At 48.6% G+C, this 19,727-nt stretch carries 13 protein-coding genes; 7 read left to right on the top strand and 6 right to left on the bottom strand.

Annotation, left to right across the window (positions count from 1 at the left end):
- The first annotated feature begins 827 nt into the window (after positions 1–827).
- Both HMPREF2955_RS11620 and HMPREF2955_RS11615 read left to right on the top strand, forming a co-directional pair.
- Positions 828–2,072: an ATP-binding protein gene (locus HMPREF2955_RS11620; RefSeq protein WP_070723632.1), complete on the top strand. Its 1,245-nt coding sequence runs from the start codon at positions 828–830 to the stop codon at positions 2,070–2,072.
- Positions 2,050–2,733 carry a hypothetical protein gene (locus HMPREF2955_RS11615; protein WP_019186698.1) on the top strand — a complete coding sequence of 228 codons (684 nt, stop codon included), beginning with the start codon at positions 2,050–2,052 and terminating at the stop codon, positions 2,731–2,733. Before HMPREF2955_RS11620 ends, HMPREF2955_RS11615 begins: the two co-directional genes overlap by 23 nt.
- Before the next feature lie 224 nt (positions 2,734–2,957).
- Here the strand turns inward: HMPREF2955_RS11615 and HMPREF2955_RS11610 are convergent, their stop codons facing one another.
- The 6 genes from HMPREF2955_RS11610 to HMPREF2955_RS11585 all read right to left on the bottom strand — a co-directional run bounded on the left by HMPREF2955_RS11610 (position 2,958) and on the right by HMPREF2955_RS11585 (position 10,077).
- A complete protein-coding gene (locus tag HMPREF2955_RS11610) occupies positions 2,958–3,221 on the bottom strand; it encodes a hypothetical protein (protein WP_019186699.1) in 264 nt (87 codons plus the stop codon).
- Between the two features lie 187 nt (positions 3,222–3,408).
- Complete coding sequence (locus HMPREF2955_RS11605; RefSeq protein WP_070723631.1) at positions 3,409–4,416, bottom strand: SPFH domain-containing protein; 1,008 nt, start codon at positions 4,414–4,416, stop codon at positions 3,409–3,411.
- Between the two features lie 55 nt (positions 4,417–4,471).
- Positions 4,472–5,788 (bottom strand): hypothetical protein, encoded by a 1,317-nt coding sequence (locus HMPREF2955_RS11600; protein ID WP_070723630.1) that lies wholly within the window; start codon positions 5,786–5,788, stop codon positions 4,472–4,474.
- Between the two features lie 132 nt (positions 5,789–5,920).
- Positions 5,921–6,799 (bottom strand): succinate--CoA ligase subunit alpha, encoded by an 879-nt coding sequence (sucD, locus tag HMPREF2955_RS11595; RefSeq protein ID WP_070723629.1) that lies wholly within the window; start codon positions 6,797–6,799, stop codon positions 5,921–5,923.
- 91 nt (positions 6,800–6,890) lie between these two features.
- Positions 6,891–8,027 carry an ADP-forming succinate--CoA ligase subunit beta gene (gene sucC / locus HMPREF2955_RS11590; protein ID WP_070723628.1) on the bottom strand — a complete coding sequence of 379 codons (1,137 nt, stop codon included), beginning with the start codon at positions 8,025–8,027 and terminating at the stop codon, positions 6,891–6,893.
- Between the two features lie 283 nt (positions 8,028–8,310).
- Positions 8,311–10,077: a GNAT family N-acetyltransferase gene (locus tag HMPREF2955_RS11585; RefSeq protein WP_070723661.1), complete on the bottom strand. Its 1,767-nt coding sequence runs from the start codon at positions 10,075–10,077 to the stop codon at positions 8,311–8,313.
- Positions 10,078–10,308: 231 nt separating this feature from the next.
- On the opposite strand from HMPREF2955_RS11585, the gene pta reads away from it, so the two are divergent.
- The 5 genes from pta to HMPREF2955_RS11560 all read left to right on the top strand — a co-directional run bounded on the left by pta (position 10,309) and on the right by HMPREF2955_RS11560 (position 19,214).
- The gene (gene pta, locus HMPREF2955_RS11580) at positions 10,309–11,346 is read left to right on the top strand and encodes a phosphate acetyltransferase (protein WP_070723627.1); all 1,038 of its coding nucleotides are present in this window, start codon (positions 10,309–10,311) and stop codon (positions 11,344–11,346) included.
- 20 nt (positions 11,347–11,366) lie between these two features.
- On the top strand, positions 11,367–12,569 hold the full coding sequence (locus HMPREF2955_RS11575; protein WP_070723626.1) for an acetate kinase: 1,203 nt from the start codon (positions 11,367–11,369) through the stop codon (positions 12,567–12,569).
- A gap of 510 nt (positions 12,570–13,079) precedes the next feature.
- Positions 13,080–13,925: a hypothetical protein gene (locus tag HMPREF2955_RS11570; RefSeq protein ID WP_009230942.1), complete on the top strand. Its 846-nt coding sequence runs from the start codon at positions 13,080–13,082 to the stop codon at positions 13,923–13,925.
- Positions 13,926–14,374: 449 nt separating this feature from the next.
- Complete coding sequence (locus HMPREF2955_RS11565; RefSeq protein ID WP_070723625.1) at positions 14,375–17,635, top strand: SusC/RagA family TonB-linked outer membrane protein; 3,261 nt, start codon at positions 14,375–14,377, stop codon at positions 17,633–17,635.
- Positions 17,636–17,663: 28 nt separating this feature from the next.
- Positions 17,664–19,214, top strand: a complete 1,551-nt coding sequence (locus tag HMPREF2955_RS11560) for a RagB/SusD family nutrient uptake outer membrane protein (RefSeq protein ID WP_070723624.1) — start codon at positions 17,664–17,666, stop codon at positions 19,212–19,214.
- Positions 19,215–19,727 lie beyond the last annotated feature (513 nt).

The following is a 19,727-nucleotide window of genomic DNA, read 5'->3' as shown; positions in this document are numbered from 1 at the left end:
GCTAAACGCAGTGCGTTTTGGTGCTAAACGCAAGTCAAAATGGTGCAAAATGCAGTGCAAAATGGTGCCAAATGCAACGCGAAAAGCATAAAAATGCACGGCTATGGTATGAATATAACCTTTGTTCGCCATTAAAAATATGGCTGAAAAGGGCAAAATGGCCGTTAAAAAGTGGAATTTTAGGGGCTAAAAGTGGGTAATTGGGCTTGAGAATTTACGAGTTGGCAACCAAACTAGAAAGGCAAAATGGTGCAAAATGCGGCTTATGTTCTTGGAAATGGACAAAACAAAAGGCGTGAAAGGTAATAAATGGTAGTTATTTGCCTACTTTTCAACCTGTATTTTCGCTAGGACGGCGTGAAAAATAGAACGGTATTGTAAAATAAAAATTAATAATTTAAGATCTCGAGTTGATGAGTTTTTGAGTTGATGAGTTGATGACGTTGTTAGTTTGTGAGTTGACGAATTGGCGAATTGACAAGTCAGGAGGGATAGGTGATGATTGGCGTAGTTCACAGACTTATTGGGTTAAGCCGTGGACAAGTGGATGGGGCGTGCAGTATATTGGCTGACAAGTTTACAAGTTAAAGCCGCCTAGACTTTTCTCCCTTTCTTATATTCATTGGAAGGATTAGTATGTATGCTGTATAGCGTTTCATTCCTTTCAGCTTGGGAGCGTTGTGTCAAAGCTGTTGTAAGCGCATTTCATGTATGAATTTATCCTATATATTCCTTTATAAACCCGAAAAAAAATATATATACTAGTATATAAATCACGATTATTTTGTAAATTTGCATTGCAAATATATCTTAGTAAACATATTGACATGAAGCAGTTGGTGATTAAGAATGTTGGCGCAATTAGGCAAGTACATATTAAATTAAACAGGTTTAATTTCTTTATCGGCCCACAAAGCAGCGGTAAAAGCACTGTTGCTAAGATTCTTAGTAGCTGTATGTGGCTGGAAAAGGAAGTACTCACCACACTTAACGACAAGGCGATAGCAGATGGTGCTGCATTTGTGCGACTGGTGGAAAGCTTTCATAAGATTGAGAGCTATTTTGGAGACAGCTCATTTGTGCAATACGACACCGACTTCATATCTATTTTGTACAATAATAAGGATATAAAGATTACTCGTAAAGAGAACGAAGATTATCATAGAGAGAAAATCTGCTATATTCCCTCAGAACGTAATATAGCGACCTTACCCGAATTGCAGGGCTTTGAGTTCGGGCATACAAACCTTAGAAGTTTCTTGTTCGATTGGTTTAACGCTAGAGAGTTTTTTGTTGCGGGAAATAAAACGGATGTTCTTAATTTGGGTATGAAGTATTTTTATGACTCAGAGCAACCGCGACAGAAAGACAGAATTGAGCAGGTAGATGGTCAAGCTTACCAAATTGCGCTGTCGTCGGCATCTAGTGGTTTGCAATCGCTCACGCCCTTATTGGTTATGCTTCAATATTACACTGACGAATATTTTCGTTCATACAACGAAAAGAAGTCTTTTGCTACTGATACGAAATTAAAAAATGCGGTAGAAAGCTTGCTTAACGAGTTTAATAAGAACAAAGAAAAAAACAACTTAAAATATGAAGAGCAACCAAACTTGGCACATGAAGTAGGCATAAAGAATTTTATAGAGTATCTACAAACCCAGTTGCTTAGCACTAAAATACTTTCGACTTTTTCAAGGCTAATGGTTCCGCATAAAACTTCTTTTATAATTGAAGAGCCTGAGCAGAATTTGTACCCTTCAACACAGATGGATTTGCTGGATTTAGTGGTTGAACTGTGTAACGGAGAAAAGAAACACCATTGTACAATTACCACCCACAGCCCCTATATTTTAAACAAACTAAATCTGTTGGTCAAACGATTTGATGTGGGTGTAAAGGGATTAGCCGCATTAAATTGGGATGAGCTATCTGTCTGGGCAGTGAAAGACGGTGAAGTGCGCGACCTGAAAGTGCGAAATGCACACCTCATTAATCCCGAATACCTGTCGGAACCCTTAGATCGAATATATGAAGAATATGAGCAATATGAAACAGCTACTAGAGAATGATTTTCTGAAACACTATGGAGTAACTTCTACCATAGCAATTGATTGCTTGAGTATAATAGATGTTGACTTCGACCTTGACGATGAAGGCTCGCCTATCAGTCTGAAAACACTTGGAAAGGGGAAAGCATCTTTTCATAATGACAATGGTGAACTTGAAATAGTTCACTATGAAGACTTTATCAATCAATGCGCCAAACCGCGTTCTTTCAAAAAGGGGCGTAAGAAGTGCGACTATTTGCTGTATCACACCACAACGCCTAAGACTGTTGTGTTGCTAGAAATTACTTCTGCCCTAGGTTCACGAGCCAATTTAAAAAAGCCAATAACCCACAAAACCACTAACAAGCCTCTATATAAAGGAGGGAAGTTTGAGAAGTGTGAAGACCAACTTTTCCAAAGCCTAAGCACGCTAGTTGAAGTCCCCTCCATTTCAGGAAAACTTAATGAATATACTAGAAGGATTTGTTTGATGGCCTACACCATTAAACCAGTCCAAACCTGGTTACAATTAATATTAAAATTCTGTCGTCCATTTGCAAGGTATTTGGCGATTGAGGCTAAGGAAACGCCTGGAGAAGGAGCTTCTATCGAATGTCCCAGAATAGAAGGCTTAGGTTTCGAATATCGAAGGATAGAGCACCAATATGTATTTAGGCTATAGCACAAAGGCGTTGTGGGGCAGCTAGCTATCATTATTTCCACACGTGATTAACAATGCCATAGCTAGCAGCTTGAATTCATACCTCTTGTACGTAGCCTAGCTAAACGTAAAAGCGCATGGCAAATAGTTATTGATGTTTTACATCAGAAAGTAGTATAGACCAACCCCGCGCTCTATTATATACGGTGAGGGAGCGGGGCTGGTTATTGGGTGAAAAGCACGGCTTACTCTTTCTTTCTTTGGGCTACCTTTCCGCTGTTTTCATCGTATTCCTTTTGCGAACCATGTGTTGCGAAGGGGATGAAGATGAGGAGGAGGATGAGTAGGAAGTCGGCGACACCAACGGTGATGATGATGTTGATGAGGGTATCAACAGACATGTTCCAACCTTCGGGCAGGGTGATGCCCCATATCTTGATGACGGCAAAGAGAGCAACGAGCACGATAAGTAGCACGATGCTCCATGTTATGGCTTTGATGTATTTCATTGTTTGATGAGTTTATGTGGGGGGAATATAAGTTGACGAGTTAACCAGTTGACCGGTTAACGAGTTTGCCAGTTGACGGGTTGACAAGTTCGCCAGTTGACGAGTTGAACTGTTGACCAGTTAACGAGTTGACGAGTTTGTAAGTTGGCGCGTCGCAATGTTGCTGGCGAAAGCGTGCGAAGGCGGCTTAAATCTCGTTGAGCAGTTCGCGTTTCTTCGCTTCGTAGTCGGCGTCGGTAATCACGTTTTCGTCTCTTAGTAGGCGCAGGCGAGCCAGTCGGCGCGACAAGTCGTCGCCAGGCGTGTTGCGTTCGTTCATCAATTGGCTAGCGGCTCCCATCTGTCTGCCCATCTCTAACCCAACACCCATTTGTACGCCGCTGCCTGCCAGTCCGCCTTCATTGCGTGCGGCATCGCGCAAGGCACGTAGTTTTTCAAGCTCGGTGTAGGTAAGTCCGCCTGCTTGCGCGGCTTTTGCATCGGCTGTAACGTCGGCAATTCTGCCTATTCGCTCTTGTGTTTGTTCGTCGAATAGTGTTCCGTCGACGCGGAAGTCGGTGAGGGTGAAACCCAATTTCTGCGTTTCTTCCTTGAGCAGGTTGGCTAGTTCTTGGCCTATTTCGGTGAGGTGTCCGTCAATCTGGTTGTACGAATAGCCCAATTTGTGGATGGTTGTGACGATGTTTTGCGCCAAACGCCCTAGCATCAGTTCGCGTATCTCCTCGTTGTCAACCTCGGTTCGTGTGCCAACGATGTTGGTGAAGAAGTGTTCAACATCGCTTATTTGGTAAGAGAAGGTTCCGTTGGCGCCCATTTCTACGGGTATATCGTATTGCGCGTCAATGAATTTCACGGGCGATGCAGTGCCCCATTGTTGGTTTGTTACTTGCGCCTTGCGAAAGAAGTAGATGTTCAGCTTGTGTTCGCTTTCAAAGTTTTGGCGCATGTTTACAAGCGTGGTGAAGAAGGGGTGGTTGTCGGTTTTGAGGTTGAAGGTGCCTTCTTCGGTCAAAACGTCTACAATCTTGCCTTCGTAAACCAGCACTGCGCCTTGTCCAGGCCCCACTATCAGTTTGCTGGCGTTCTTTATCTCGTCGGTTTTAGACGGATATTTGTACCAAAGAAGGTGTTGCTTGTCGGCGTTCCATTGAATTACGGCCGAGAGTTGGTTGCGAAAGATATTGGTTATGCCCATGATGTATATATATAATAATATGTGTAACGAAATGGTTTTTAATAATGAAATGTGCCTAGAATTTCTTTACGGTAATGGTCTTGCCGTTGTTGCCCAGGAACCAAACGCAGCGGTAGTTGGATATGAGGAACCCTTCGGATGAGCGCACACAGTAGTGTATGTTGTCGTCGTCGAGTTCGGCTGGGGCCTTTATCGACCACTTACGTTGGGCCGTGTTGGCGTCTAACAATTGGTAAATGTATTCGGCGTCTTCTTTGGCTGTGGGTTTATAGCGTATAAAGAGTTGTGATTTGTCGAACCAAATCACTTTTGGCGAGAAGTAGATGGCATTGGGTGTGAAGTCGGAATAGTTGATGAGACGCGCAACTTGGCGACTGTATGTACTGATGAAGGCTTTTACCGAGCCTGCGTTTCCGAAGAAGATGCCCGACTTTCCACGAAAATCCCTGCACCATCCAAATGACCAATAGTCTGTTTTGGGGTAACCCTCTTGTACGTAGTGCGTGTATTTCACCAATTGAATTTGTTGTTCGGGATACTCGGTGGTTGGTTTGGAAAATCTGAAAGCCGTTTCAATGGTGGGGTTGGGGAGCTTGGCTTCACAGGCATCGTAATGTTCCTCCTTCGTGTAGACCTTGGCTATGAGTGGCAGGTAGTAACGTTCTTTGCCGAGGTTAGTCATCACCTTGAAGCCCTCCGAGTCGTCGTATTGATCAATTAGTTCTATGCTGGCGAAACCATCTTGTAGCTCGGGAATGCTCTTGTAGAGCGTCATCTCTTTCAGTTCGAACGAGCTTGGGTCTATGGTGTACCACGTACTCTTGTTGATAACCACGTTTATCCAACCGTTGCTGAAGGTTCGAGATTGCACGTCGTTAAGCTTATCTACGGGCAGACGTTGCTCTTTTATCTTTTTGTCTTTCTTCATGTCGAACACCCGCATCAGGTAATCGGTCTTTTCATTGCGGTAATCTCCCTTTTTGATGGTGCCGAAAAGGGCTACAACCGCCCGTCCGTCTTTGGCGACGAAGGGCATTATGTGCTCGGTGTTGAAACGTTCTTCTTCTTCTTTGGGGGTGCTGGAAAACAGGCCAGACGATGAAGAGGAAGTGGAACTGCTAAGGCATTTGACGATGACGGTGGGTAGGAATATGAGACATGCAATGCCGAACACCATCAGCAAAAATTTGTTTTTGCTTATTTGGAAGGGGGTGCTGTTGGGGGCAATGTAACGGTGGTTGATGTTGATGTCGTCGTTATCAAGGAAGAAGTCGGTGGAGCATGCTTCGCATTGGTAATAGTCGGGGCGTGTTTCCTTCACCTTTGTGCTTCCGCAATGTGGACATTTAATTACTTTGATACGTTTACTCATGTTTGTTTTTCCAATTCTCTGGTGATGTGTTACTGTTGGGTTGTTGGCTAAATAAGGCGAGATGAGATTAGTTTGTGGGGAGGGTAGGGGGCTAGACCGGCTAGCCACCCTAGCTACCCCACGATAAGCTTGTTAACGTTTTGCTTCCAGTTGCTTTTTAAGCAGCATGGGAATCTCGCTTGTTTCCCTTGCCACGGGTATTCCGGCAGCCTCGAAAGCGGCAACTTTTTCTTTTGCCGTGCCACTTCCGCTCGATATGATGGCACCAGCGTGGCCCATCTGCTTGCCTTTGGGGGCTTCTCTGCCCGAAATGAAGGCGGCAACAGGCTTGGTTACGTGTGCCTTAATGTATTCGGCGGCTCGCTCTTCGGCATCTCCGCCAATCTCTCCGATAATGGCGATGCTGTCGGTTTCGGGGTCGTTCTCGAACATTTCGAGCAAGTCTTGGAAGTAAAGTCCAACGATGGGGTCGCCGCCTACGCCCACAGCGGTGCTTTGTCCCATGCCGTTTTGGGTGAGATTATACACCACTTCGTAGGTTAGCGTTCCACTTCGGCTGATAACTCCCGTGCCGCCTTTCTTGAAAATGTTGGTGGGCATGATGCCAACCATGCTCTCTTCGGGCGAGATAAGTCCGGGACAGTTGGGGCCGATGAGCTTAGCACCCTTCTGGCGGATGTAGTTGTAGGCCTGAACCACGTCTAATGTGGGCACGCCCTCTGTAATGCAGATGATGAGTTGGATGCCTGCATCGGCGGCTTCCATCATTGCATCTTTGGCGAAAGCTGCGGGAACGAAGATAACGGAGGTGTTGGCTTGCGTGGCTTCAACGGCATCGCGCACGGTGTTGAATACGGGAATGCCGCTCACTTCTTGCCCTGCCTTGCCTGGCGAGGTGCCTCCAACGACGTTAGTGCCATACGCTTTCATCTTGGTGGCATGGAAACCACCGTCGCGGCCCGTGATGCCTTGCACGATGAGCCTTGTATTTTTGTTGATTAGAATACTCATTTTAGGATGTTTTTAGTTTGTGAGTGTATTGTTCACTACTATATTTTTTGTGCACTTTGGGGGTGTTTCCGCTGTGCGTTGTTGGCTTGGGTTAATAACCAGCGGCCGCAACGGCTTTCTTACCGGCCTCGGCCATTGTCTCTGCCACGATGAACTTGGTGCCTTTCAGCAGCTCGCGACCTTCTTTCTCGTTGGTTCCCGTCAGCCTGATAACGATGGGCATGTCGGTTTTCAGCTCCTTGAAAGCCTCGATAAGTCCTTGGGCAACGTCGTCGCAGCGCGTTATTCCGCCGAAGATGTTGATGAGTACCACGCGCACGTGCTTGTCGGCGAGCAACAGTTTCATCGCCTCAACAATCTTTTGGGGGTTCGAGCTGCCGCCGATGTCGAGGAAGTTGGCTGGGTTTCCGCCGTAAAGCTTAATCATGTCCATCGTGGCCATGGCCAGTCCTGCGCCGTTAACCATACATCCTATTTCGCCTCCTAGGTTCACATAGCTAAATCCTTTGTCCTTAGCTTCTTGTTCCTTCTTCTCGTCGGCTGTGGGTTCGAACATCGCGAAGATGTCGGGATGACGGTAAAGGGCGTTGTTGTCGAAGGTCATCTTTGCGTCGATGGCTTTCAGTTGCCCGTCTTTGGTTAGCACCAGCGGGTTAATTTCGGCTAGCGATGCGTCTTTTTCCACGAATAGCTTGTACAACTTCTGGAACAAGGGCACGGCTTGTTTCACCTGTGCCATGTCGTCGAAGAGCTTGAAAGCGGCCTCGCGAGCCTTGAAATCGGTAAGTCCCACGGATGGGTCGATGGCAATCTTAAAGATTTTCTCTGGCGTTTCTTTCGCCACAGCCTCGATATCCATACCACCTTCGCGGCTGAGCATGAGTATGGCACCTTTCGATTTGCGGTCGATAACGATGCTCACATAATACTCGGCGGCGATGTTCACGGCCTCGCCCACCAATATGCGGTCTACGGTGAAGCCCTTGATGTCCATCCCCAGAATGCTTGTGGCATGCTGAAGTACTTCGGCCTCGTTGCTGGCAAGTTTCACTCCGCCCGCCTTTCCGCGTCCGCCGGTGTGCACTTGCGCCTTAACCACGCATCGTTCTGTGCCAAGTTTCTTGAAAGCCTCTACTGCCTCTTGGGGCGTTTTGCATAGAATGCTGTTGTCTACTGGCACGCCATAACTTGCAAAAATACCTTTTGCCTGATATTCATGAACTTTCATAGTTTGATAATTAATTATTTGAGAATGAGTTCTAAGTGCAAATTTAGTTTTTTTGTTTTAACCCACGGCGTTGTTTGCAGGGGTAATTTACGGAATAATGATTTTTTAACAGACACCCTTTCTGTGTGCGTTTTGACATTGTTCAAGCGTTTTCGCCCTTGTGTTTGTCTGCTCTTTGTGCTATATGGCCGCAATGCTTACAAGTTGAAAGGCAATCGCAGGTTGGAACGAACAAGTTGAAACGCACGCACAGCTCTCCACAAACCCACAGCAAAGGGGCGGTTTAATTGAGCATGAGGTTCATTTCTGCCCGTTCTTCCCCAAAGATAAAGTCGGCCAATTGCTCGATGCGCAGCCTTGTGGCGTTGGCATCTGGCTCGTCTGTCTTCTTCACTTTGCCATTCGCCACGATGTAATAGGCGTTGTTCATCGGTATGTCGTGGTCGTCTTCCACACGTACCACGGTGTTTGTTTCGGGGTGTTGCTGCAAGTAAAGTTGCAGTGCGCGCTTGGCGTTCACCACGCGAATCATGCCTGACACATCGTTTTCGGGACGTTGGTATTGGTCGCCTGCAAGCCTGATGTCTTCTTTTGCCACGTCGAAAGCCTCGGCATCGTGTAGCAAAATGCAGGCCTTGGCGCGTTGCCATTGGTCGAATGTGGCGAAATCCATGCTCTCTGCGCCTTCTGGGGGCGGCGTGCAGGTTATCTGTTTGGCATATCCGCACTTGCCATACCAGTCGAAGAGCCATTCTTCGGCAGGGATGAGCGCGGCGAAAACCGTATCTTTATAATAAAGGTCGAAGTGTGCTTGCCGCATGAGGTTGTCGGCCACGCCCTGCTGTCGGTAGTCGGGATGGGTGCTAACGCCGCTGATGTAGGCCGTCTTCACCTCCTGTCCGTGATACAACAGGTTGTAAGGCAGGGTTTGAAGAGCCGCCACCACGCGATTGTCTATTTGGCAAACGATGTTGTATTTGGGTCTGAACACGCGCGAGAAGTACAGGTCCATGAACTTTTCCGAGTCGCCAAACACCAGTTTCCACAGCTCGCGCGTCTCTTCTTTGATGCGGTTCACGTCTTCGAACAGTGCCAAGGGGTGTTTCTCCATCACGCTGTTCTTTTCCAAAAGAATATCGGGCTTGTACGATTCTTTTGCCCTTCGCAGGCCTTCGTCGCCCATATCCTCTTCGCGATTGATGTAGTAATATTGTTCGGGCAGGTGTTTCACAAACTCTTGGTTGATGATGGTGAAGGCCCCTTCGTAGTTTACGTCGGCCTTCTCAACGCACACGTCGAAGGTGTTTTGGTTGATGGGACAGCCAAAGGTGAAGGCTACCAGCTTGTTGTCTACCCAAATGGTGCCGCCCGTAAGCCCCAATCTGTCCCATCGGTTGAAGGCGCGGGTCATCGAACGCAGTTCAACCGAGAGCTCTTCGTCTAGGTCCTGCTCGTCGTTATCGTCTTTCGACACACTTCGCCATTGCTTTTCCAAGGCCAGACATTGTGGGATGAGGTCGGGCGTAAGCTCCTTATATATATAATGTGGGTAAAGGCTTTTAAACTTGTTGATGTGGTTGCGCTTGCTTTGCAGCTTCTTTCCCGACAGGTTAATCAGCTTTTCGCGCGTATAGATGTAGTCGGCCGAATCTCTGTTGGGCTTTATTTCGAAGGTGTCGGGAAAGCGCATTTCGATTAGGTCGCGCATGTAATGGCAAACGCCCATCAGCAAAAAGGGATGCCCCATGGCGATGGAGTCGTCTCTGATGGCCTTTATCACATTGATTGAACATTCGTCGCAGGGTTTCACCTTATACGTTCCGTCGTCTTGCAGCTGTGGTTTTGCCACGGGCATCATGTAGGCCAAGTGGCGATTGAAGTGGAACCTAAACACCAAGTATTCGTCTACGATGGCGAACTGTGTGTTGTAAAGGAACTTCCAACTGATGAGGTTGGCAAACGAGAGGTCGCAGTTTTGGCGTTCGCCCCATAGCGTGTAGCTTTGGATGAGTTGGCGATCGCCCGTTGACAAGTCTTTGAATTTTATCATAGCCTTTTGTTGGTTGCTGGTGTGTGGCGTGCTTTGGGGCACCTGTTCGGCTGCTTCCGTTTGTGGCAGGATTTGCCATGAGGATGCGCTTTAATTGTGCCACGGCACAAAATTATCAAATTTTATTTGTCGGACAAAGGCTATCCCACATATTTTTGTTACTTTTGCATTGTGCATATAGCCAATCAACGTAACATAAAGATAACTTCTTAAAAAATAAGGTAGACAATAATGAACCTATTACACCAAATCATAGAACGCGCCAAGAGCGACAAGCAGCGCATCGTTTTGCCCGAAGCTAGCGAAGAACGCACACTTCGTGCTGCCGACAGAGCATTGGCCGACGACATCGCCGACATCATTCTCATTGGCAATCCCTCTGAAATTCACAAACTGGCAGAGGCTCGTGGACTTGTAAACATCGACAAGGCAACCATCATCGACCCCGAAAACAATCCCAACAGCGAAGAGCTGGCCCAACTGTTGGCCGAACTTCGCAAGAAGAAGGGCATGACCTTGGCACAGGCTCGCGAACTGGTAAAGAACAATCTTTACCTTGGTTGCATGCTCATTAAAACCAACAGGGCCGACGGACAAGTGTCTGGCGCACTCAGCACAACGGGCGAAACCCTTCGCCCCGCATTGCAAATCATCAAATGCGAACCGGGCGTTACTTGCATAAGCGGTGCCATGCTGCTCGTAACCGACCAGAAGGAGTATGGCGAAGACGGCGTGGTGGTGATGGGCGATGTGGCCGTTACGCCCATGCCCGATGCCGGACAGCTGGCCCAAATAGCCGTGTGCACCGCTGCAACGGCGCGTTGCGTGGCGGGATTTAAAGACCCACGTGTGGCCATGTTGAGTTTCTCTACCAAGGGTAGTGCCAGCCATGAAGTGGTAGACAAGGTGGTTGAGGCCACCCGATTGGCCAAAGCCATGGCCCCCGACCTGCGTATCGACGGCGAATTGCAGGCCGATGCCGCGCTGGTTCCATCCGTTGGACAGAAGAAAGCGCCTGGAAGTGCCATCGCAGGCAATGCCAATGTGCTGGTGGTGCCCAACCTCGAAGTGGGGAACATTAGCTACAAGCTGGTGCAACGCCTAGGAAACGCCCAGGCCATTGGCCCTATTTTGCAGGGCATAGCACGCCCAGTGAACGATTTGAGTCGCGGTTGCTCGGTAGACGACATCTATTACATGGTGGCCATCACTGCTTGTCAGGCACAAGACGCCAAGGCCAAAGCATGCGCTATACCCTCCGATAAATAAAAAAACAACGATATATAAGAATGAAAATCTTGGTATTAAACTGTGGCAGCTCGTCCATTAAGTACAAGCTCTACAACATGGACGACAAGTCGGTTTTGGCACAAGGAGGTGTTGAACGCATTGGACTTGACGAGGCTTTCCTGAAACTAACGCTCCCAAACGGCGAGAAAAAGGTGATTATGCACGACATGCCCGACCATAAGGAGGGCGTGAACTTCGTTTTCCAAACCCTTCTCGACAAGGAGATAGGCGCCATTAACGACCTGAGCGAAATTGATGCCGTGGGCCATCGCATCGTGCAAGGTGGCGATAAGTTCAACGATAGCTGCATCGTTACCCCCGAGGTGGAGCAGGGAATAGAAGACCTTTGCGACCTTGCACCCGTGCACAACGCGGGTCACCTGCGTGGACTCAGGGCTGTAGATGCGCTCATGCCTACCACGCCGCAAGTGGTTGTGTTCGATAATGCCTTCCATAGCACCATGCCCGAACACGCTTTCCTCTACGCCGTTCCTTATAAGTTCTATGAAGACTACCACGTTCGTCGTTACGGTTTCCACGGCACCAGTCATCGTTACGTGTCTCAACGCGTGTGCGATTTCCTTGGTCGCGACATTAAAACCCAACGCATCATTCCCTGCCACATCGGCAACGGAGCCAGCATGGCTGCCGTTAAGTTCGGCAAATGCGTTGATACGTCTATGGGACTGACGCCGCTCGAAGGCTTGATGATGGGCTCGCGTTCGGGCGACATCGACCCTTCGGCCGTTACATACCTCATGGAAAAGACGGGAATGCAGCCACAAGAGATGGCCGAATTCCTCAACAAGCAAAGCGGCGTGTTGGGTATCACGGGCATTTCGTCGGACATGCGCGAGATTGAAAGCGCAGCCGAAGAGGGCAACAAGCGCGCTAAGCTGGCCTTAGACATGTACAACTATCGCATTAAGAAATACATTGGTGCATACGCTGCCGCTATGGGCGGTGTGGATATCATCGTTTGGACGGCCGGTGTAGGCGAAAACCAAACGGGTACACGCCTTGATGCTTGCAGCGGATTAGAGTTCCTGGGCATTAAGATGGATGCCGAGGCCAACAAGGTTCGTGGCAAAGAGGCCATTATCTCTACGCCCGACTCGAAGGTTACGGTGTGCGTTATCCCCACCGACGAGGAACTGGTTATCGCCAGCGATACCCAAAAGCTTGTTAGCAAGCTAAAATAAGGGGGCGGTTAGCAAGGCAATAAGGCCTTTGCAGGCTGTTCTAGACACGGTGTAGGCAAAAAAAGGATGGTTTAATTTTTTGTTTGTAAACCGCATTTTGCCGTAAAGGTGTCTGCTAAAAACTATTTGTAGTGCGGCTACAAGTCTTTTGTAGTCGCACTACAAGCATCTTGTAGCCTCCGTACAAGCCCCTTGTAATGCCGGTACAAGGGGCTTTGTAGTACCTGTGCAAACCACTAGTATCATCTCTCGCGTGTATTATTAAACCATATTATTAAATAGGTGTAACCCATTTCGGGGCGTACGTTCCTCCGCTTTGTAATCCCTATTAGCCCCTCATCCTGATGCCACTTGTTTGCATTCACCCTGCATTTTTTATACAAAAAAGCATGGCGTGGTGGAAATAAAGATGTAACTTTGTGCATATAAAACCTAAAAGTGTTTTCAGAATAGAAACGAACCGCATGCCGTGGGCATGGCTATAAACCTATATACGACACGAAAGATATGATGACATTGATTGTAGTAAGCGGCTCGCGACACACCGATTGGGTGTTTGTTGAGGATGGAAAGATTGTGGAAAAGGCACGAACAGAGGGACTTAACCCCTATTTCCAAACGCGAAAGGAGATTAGTAGAAGTGTAAGGCTGGGCTTGCCTGAGGAGTATTTTCACAGAAAACTGCAAAAAATTTATTATTATGGCGCTGGATGCAGCAACGAATCGAAAAAGAAAGTGGTGAGTACGTCTATCATTTCGCAGTTCAAGACGCCCACTTTCGTTGAGAGCGACTTGCTGGCAGCAGCTCGCGGCATGTGTCTAGACAAGCCCGGCATTGCCTGCATCCTTGATACAGGCAGCAATTCGTGCTTTTACAACGGCGAAGATATTGTGAAGAACGTGCACCCGGGCGGGTTCATCCTTGGCGACGAAGGTAGCGGGTCGGCTATGGGAAAGGCGTTCCTGTCGGACGTGCTTAAACGATTGGCACCCGAAGAGTTGGTAGTCGACTTCCTGTACAAGAACAATACCACGCCATCCGAGATGATGGAGAAGGTGTATAACGAACCCCTGCCGCATTATTATTTGGCCACGGTGAGTAATTTCTTGGCCGAACGGCCCAGCCATCCCTATGTGCGCGACCTCGTTTCCGAAAGTTTCCGCAGTTTTATACGCCGCAATCTGATACAATACGACTTCCAATCGCAGCCCGTTTACTTTATGGGTAAGGTGGCCACAACGTGGGAACACCTGCTGCGCGAGGTCTCTTCCGAGTTTAATTTTGTGCCTGCCCGTATCGAAACAGACATTATTCCTGGGCTGGTTAGTTACCACAATAGGCGAAAGAACCAATAACGTTCAGCCTTATGCGGTGTAAAAAAACGCCCAATATAGATTGAATAAAGATGCTTTTAGGGGCTAAAAATGAGCAAATAGCTTGTTTTTAGCCCCTAAAATATTAAAAATATAACTTCGTAAGGCTTGTTTCAGACTTTTTTAAATACCTTTGCACCCGATTTTATTTAGGGTTAGCGGAGCGGCTCCAATTGCATTCAGCTATGCCATGTTGCAAGCAACGGCTCATCAGAGGTGACCGTGCAGCCGCTACGAACAATTGGTTTACGTTTTATCAGAATAGGAAATGATTTAAATTCAAAGGCAAGCGATTGCCACACACAAATTCGTTTATACGGCAAATTCCCCTTTTTGTTGCGTCTTTATTAAGTGGGGCGCATCGTCAAATACATTTGGATAACGGTTACGCATTCAACATTTTAATGTACAATTATTTTTTCTCACGCTTTATGAAACAGCGACACGTATTGCTGATGGCCCTTTTGGTTATCTGCACACTCAGTGCATTCGCACAACAAACAGTCACAGGTTATGTTTTCACGGCCGACGACCGCGAACCCGTTTTGGGCGCAACGGTGATGGCCACTGGCACTAAAATTGGTGCTGCAACCGACATCAACGGCAAGTTTACGTTAACAAACGTGCCTAATTCTGCCCGTAGCGTGGTGGTATCGTATGTGGGAATGAAATCGCAAACGGTGACCATCAAGCCCGAAATGAACATCTATCTCGAACCCGATGCCCGTTCGTTAGACGAGGTTGTGGTGCAGGTGGCCTATGGTTCGGCCAAAAAGTCCACGCTTACGGGTGCCGTGTCGCAGGTGGGCACCGAGCATATCGAGTTGCGCCCCGTATCAAGTGTTACCTCTGCATTGGAGGGAACTACGTCGGGCGTGCAGATAAACAGCACCTACGGCCAACCGGGCAGCAACCCCGCTGTGCGCATTCGTGGTTTCGGAACCGTCAACGGCAGTGCTGCTCCGCTGTATGTGTTGGATGGCGTACCCTTTTCGGGCGACATCTTCGAACTAAACCCTGCCGACATCGAGAGCATGACGGTGTTGAAGGATGCCGCATCGAGTGCGCTCTATGGCAATCGTGCATCTAACGGCGTGATACTTATCACCACCAAAAAAGGCAAAAGCAACAAGTTGTCTGTTAACCTCCGCGTTAGTCAGGGCACATATACGCGCGGCATTCCCGAATACAAGTTGCTCAACCCGCGTGAGTTTATGGAGGTGAGTTGGCTAAACCTGCGCAACTCGCGGATGACCGATAAGAAGGCATCTGCTGCCGAGGCTGGCGAGTATGCCTCGAAAAACCTCATTGCCGATGCCTTGTACCTCAACATCTTTAATAAGGCCAACGATGCCCTGTTCGATGCTAACGGAAAACTGGTGGCCGATGCGCAAATCCTGCCTGGATATGCCGGCGACCTCGACTGGTACGATGCAACCATACGCCGAGGCGCACGTCAAGAGTACAGCCTTAGCGCCAATGCCGCCAACGAGAAGAGCGATTACTATTTCTCGGTGGGCTATCTCAAAGAGAACGGCTACGTTGTAGGCTCCGATTTTAAACGACTCACAGGTCGGGCCAACATGAATTTGCGCCCAAAGAAGTGGTTCACAACTGGGTTTAGCCTCAATGGGTCGTATCAAAAGAGCAACTTGGCCGACAATGGGTCCGAAAGTTTCAAAAATCCCTTCATGTTCAGCCGTACCATTGCGCCCATCTACCCCGTGCATTTGCACAATGCCGACGGCTCGTATCGAACGGATGCGCTGGGCAACTTGCAGTACGACCCGGGCAGCTACACCGACGACAACGGGCAAGTGGTGCTTACCCGAAACCAATTTGGCGACCGCCACGTGGCTTGGGAGAACGAATTGGACAAAGACAGAACCGTGCGCAACACGCTTGAGGCAACGTTCTACACCGATTTTAAGTTCTTAAAGCACTTTACCTTTACCCTTAAAGGGCAAACCAGCATGCGCAACAACGTTAACGACACTTACGACAACCCCACCATTGGCAACGGTAAGGGCAATAACGGACGCGCAACCCAAAGGCTCGACCGATATAGGGAATACAACTTCCAACAACAACTAAACTGGAACCGCGAGTTCGACAAGCATACCGTTAGTGCCTTGTTGGGGCACGAAAACTATTATTGGTATCATAAATACACGCATGGGCGCAAGGCCAACATAAAAGTTCCTGGCCAAGAAAACTTCTCTAACTTCAGTGCCATCACCTCGCTTAGCGGTTACGAAGAAGACTATGCCACGGAAAGCTATTTGGGGCGCGTGCGCTATAACTACGACGACAAGTACACGGCAGAAGTTTCTTTCCGCCGCGATGGTTCTTCGCGCTTTGCACGAGCTGTGCGTTGGGGCAACTTCGGTAGCGTGGGCGCTAGCTGGATGGTGTCGCGCGAGAACTTCATGAAACCCGTGAAATGGGTGAACAGCCTGAAACTTCGTGCCGACTATGGACTTGTTGGTAACGATGCCGGGTCGGGCTTGTACTCGTACCTAACGTTCTACGGGGCTGCCCAAAACAACAACAAGGGCGCATTCTACCTCACCCAGATAGGCAACGACGAGCTGAAATGGGAAACGGGCGCATCGTTTGGCCTTGGCGTCGACGCGCGACTGTTCAACAGATGGAACCTCAGCGTTGAGTATTTCAACCGCCGCAACCGCGACTTACTCTTCGATGTGTACATGCCGCAGTCGGCAGGAGCCACCGATTCAGACGAGTCCTTGCCTTCGATAACGCGAAATCTGGGAACAATTGAGAACCAAGGTTTCGAGATAAACACCGATGTAGACATCTATAAGAACAAGAATTGGACGGTGAATTTCGCCACCAACGCCTCGTTCATCAAGAACAAGGTCGTCTCTTTGCCCGAACAAAACAAGGACGGCATACTCTCTGGCGCTTACAAAATCGTGGAGGGCCGCAGCCGTTACGAGTTCTTTACCTACACATTTGTGGGTGTAGACCAACTTACGGGTAACTCGCTCTATAAGATTAACACCGACAACAATTACTATACTCGCGCCGATGGCACCGTGGTTGGCAACACCAGCGGTACAGACATCACCGCTAACGTTACCGAGATAAACGGCCAGTACTTCGTAAACGGCACCACATACGCACAGCGCGAGTTTCATGGCTCGGCCATTCCCAAGATGTACGGCAGCTTTACCACCACGGTGAAGTGGAAGTCGCTGGCCTTCTCTGCCCTTTGCACCTACGCTTTGGGCGGTAAGGTGTACGACAGCACTTACTCGTCGCTGATGTCAACCAGCACTGGCCCGTCTAATTACAGTGCCGACATCCTCAACTCGTGGCGCGAAACTCCCGCGGGGATGACCGCTACCTCGGCCGATCGTATTTGGTATGGTGGCACACCGCAGATAAACAGCAGCAAAAACAAGGACAACAATGCCGTTTCCTCGCGGTGGATAACCAACGGAAACTACTTCGTTGTGAAAAACGTCAACCTGAGTTACCAGCTACCCCAAAAGTGGGTGCGCGCCATCGACCTCGACAACGTGCGCCTGAGTTTCTCTGCCGAGAACCTGCTGTCGCTTTCTTCGCGCCGCGGACTTAATCCGCAGCAGGCTTTTAGCGGCATGCTCGACAACTATGCCGTAACGCCACGCGTGTTCATCGTGGGCCTCGAAGTTAAGTTCTAGTTCTTTTCCCCATATAAAAACAATTCGTATGAAAGCTACATTATTATATGTTTACGCCCTTTTAGCAGCACTTACATTGGGTGCATGCAGCGAAAATTACCTCGATACCGAGAGCAACAACGCCGAAAAACGACTGATTCTCTCTAACACAAACAACATCGCTATGGCTGTTAACGGCCTTAGCAAGATGATGAGTACCCAGTATCTTAAAACGCAGGGAATGAACGGAGAGGGCACAATACTTACCCAATACGGCAATCTTCATGGAAATGATTTCCAAAAATGCGACTTTACGTTATGGTTACAGATGACCAACCTCGACTTCGTTGAAAACTCCACCAGCATATACGACCATTATCCGTGGTATTATTACTACAAGATTTTGGGCAATGCCAATGCCATTATCAGCCATGTTGATGCGGCAACAGGTCCCGACAACGAGAAACGTTTCCTCAAAGCGCAGGCGTTAACGTTCCGCGCTTATTGTTTCTTCCGCTTGTCACAACTCTATTCCAAGCGTTGGGCCGACAGCAACAACGGGGCTAGTAGGGGCGTTGTGCTGCGTTTAGACGAGAGTACGGGCAACATGGCGGTTTCTACATTGGCCGAAACCTATGCGCGCATATATCAAGACCTCGACGATGCCTTAGCACTTTACGCCGAATCTAAGCTTAATAGGGCCGAAGACGAGAACTATGCCGTAAATGCAGACGTGGCTCATGCCATCTATGCAAGGGCTGCACTGACGCGCGAAGACTGGGCAACGGCAGCCAGCCATGCTGCATCCGCACGTGCTAACTACACGCTGATGAACAACGCCCAATACGTTAACGGTGGTTTTAATGCGCCCAATAAAGAATGGATTTGGAGTGTTTACAGCAATGCGCAAGAAACGTTGCATTATTTCCAGTTCTTCGCCTTCCAAGGAAGCAATTCTAATGCGGCAGCTGCGCGTAACTATCCTTGTGCCATCAGCAAAGCGTTGTACGACTCTATCCCCACCACCGATGTGCGCCGCGCCATGTTCCTCAACCCCGACACAATGACGTTTAACACGTCTAGTGGACTTGCAGGTAAGTGGATGACCGCTTATGCAAAGCGCGTTTACAAAAAGAAACTGTACAGCACCAGCCGCATCTATGCCTATATGCAGTTTAAGATGCAGGCCGTAAGTAATCCTGGGGTGGGAGAGATTCCCTTGTTCCGCGCGGCCGAAATGTATCTTACCGAGGCCGAGGCCAATTGTCATCTGGGGAAAGAGGCTGAGGCGCAGGCCTTGCTTGTGGTTCTGAACAAAACTTCGGAACGCGATACGGCCTACACCTGCACCAAGACAGGCGACGAACTGTTGGCCGAAGTGCGCCGCTATCGTCGCATCGAGCTATGGGGCGAGGGTTTCGACTGGTTCGACTATAAGCGTTGGAACTTGCCCATCGTAAGGCGTACGTTTGCCGATGGCGGCAGTTTCCACTCTGCTTTCGCCGTTACCATAAAGCCCAACGAGAAAAACAACTGGACATGGGTTATTCCTAGTCGCGAAACGGATTACAATAAGCTTATCACTTCGAACAAGGAGTGAAAAACGCCTACCCCCCAACCCTTTTCCTCTTGGAGAGGGGTTGGGGGCTTTTTATCCCAAAGCGGTCATTAAGAAACTTATCTTTCTTTTTGCTGGGAAAAGCACAGTATGTTAGCAAATGATTGGTCCTCCATGAATACCCCAGCAGCGAGTGGCGCCAACTAAGCCACAAGTATGCTAGCAAATGATTGGTCCTCCATGAATATCCCAGCAGCGAGTGGCGCGAACTAAGCCACAAGTATGCTAGCAAATGATTGATCCTCCACGAACATTCCAGCAGCGAGTGGCACGAACTAAGCCGCAAGTATGCTAGCAAGTGATTGTTCCTCCATGAATACCCCAGCAGCGAGTGGCGCAAACTAAGCCGCAAGCATGCTGGCAAATGATTGGTCCTCCATGAATATCCCAGCAGCGAGTGGCGCGAACAAAGCCGCAAGTATGCTGGCAAGTGATTGGTCCTCCATGAATATTCCAGTAGTGAGTGGCGCGAACTAAGCCACAAGTATGCTAGCA

The organism is Prevotella sp. HMSC073D09, assembly GCF_001814145.1.
Taxonomy (GTDB): Bacteria; Bacteroidota; Bacteroidia; order Bacteroidales; family Bacteroidaceae; genus Prevotella; species Prevotella conceptionensis.
This window is presented reverse-complemented; position numbering and strand designations above follow the sequence as displayed.